This is a genomic window from Helicobacter sp. 12S02634-8 (genome assembly GCF_002272865.1).
Lineage (GTDB): Bacteria > Campylobacterota > Campylobacteria > Campylobacterales > Helicobacteraceae > Helicobacter_J.
Map to the genome: position 1 here is coordinate 1 of NZ_MLAP01000044.1, position 1,225 is coordinate 1,225.

The 1,225-nt window shown below is 35.2% G+C and carries 3 protein-coding genes; 2 read left to right on the forward strand and 1 reads right to left on the reverse strand.

The annotated features are described in order from the left end of the window. Window positions 1-391: 391 nt before the first annotated feature. Entirely contained in the window at window positions 392-631 is a 240-nt protein-coding gene (locus tag BKH46_RS09265) for a hypothetical protein (protein WP_095226527.1), read from the forward strand. Window positions 632-637: 6 nt separating this feature from the next. Here BKH46_RS09265 and BKH46_RS09270 read toward each other — a convergent pair whose 3' ends face one another. After that, window positions 638-844, reverse strand: coding sequence for a hypothetical protein (locus tag BKH46_RS09270; protein WP_095226537.1), 207 nt, complete (start codon window positions 842-844; stop codon window positions 638-640). 36 nt (window positions 845-880) lie between these two features. Here BKH46_RS09270 and BKH46_RS09275 point away from each other — a divergent pair. Further along, on the forward strand, window positions 881-1,225 hold a 345-nt coding region (locus BKH46_RS09275; RefSeq protein ID WP_143428961.1), incomplete at its 3' end, for a hypothetical protein.

Here is a 1,225-nt window from a genome sequence, read left to right on the forward strand (position 1 = left end):
ATCTCCCTCCATCTCTTTCTATTCTCTACAATGCTTTGATAATCACTAAAGATTAAAGATTTTAGTAATTTAGAAGGTTCATTGACTCCAATGATTCTTCTGGCTTTTTCTAAATAAATCTTATCTAAAGCTTGATCGCTATTTTCTAAAATATCACCTTGAAAGCTTTTATCAGCAATATTGGGTAATTCTCCCTTGTGCTCGCTCCAACCTCTTTGGTCTAGCTGCTCTTTGGTAAAGATAAAGCAAAAGAAGCCAAAGAGATCTTTATTTCTGAGCTCTTAGAAAACTCTACTTTAGAGGAATTTTTCTCTGTGATGGCAGAAGAATTTGCCAGAACAAAAGAAGTCAAAAGAAAAAACTAAGGTTGTGGGCAAAGGAGCAGGCATATTTGTCTAAGGATAAAAACTCTGTTCTTTTAGCCCACGAATTGCAAGACTTAGAAGAAATTTTGATTGCTTCTTGCTTTGTGCTTGCCCAAAGGGTCAATGGAGGGGGTATGAGTTTATGGAGTGAAGTGGATTATTTGATTGTCAAAGATTTTTCTAAGAAATATGATTTGGATTCCATAGAAGTCTATGGAGTTTTAAAAGAAATGCTCGCAGAGTTTGAAAGGATTAGAGGTGAATAGGATAAATTATTTAAATTCTTTATTGGGAATGTCTTTTATGGTGATTTCAATACCTTTTAAAACAATCCCCTCTTCTTGCAAAGCCTTTGCTTCATTGAATTTTGTAATGGCTTTTTGCTCTTCTTTTTTGAGCTTTGAAAATTTGAGCATTATCAAAACAAAACCAAAAAGGGCGACCAAAGAACCAAAACCACCCAAATCAAAAAGATACATCAAAAATCCTTTACCATTTTCATATAGGAATATTATATGCAAAAAGAAGTAAATATCAAGCTTATTTTTGACACAGAAACAAAAGCATTGCGTGTTACCAATACCAATCTCAAAGAGCTCCAATCAGGCATTGAAAAAACAACTCGTAAGCTTTCGGACTTTAAAAATACTATTGACATCAGTGCACACTCGCTCCAATCTTTAACCTTTGGTTTTAATGTCCTCAAAGGTGTTGCAGGGGTTTTTACAGCCCCCATCCAAGAATCTATCCATCTCAACTCAATCTTAGAACAACAAAAGCTCTCTCTAGCTTCTCTTGTCACTCTCAACCACCAAAATGTCAATTCCCTAGGGCACGCAATCAATGCGAGTGATAAATGG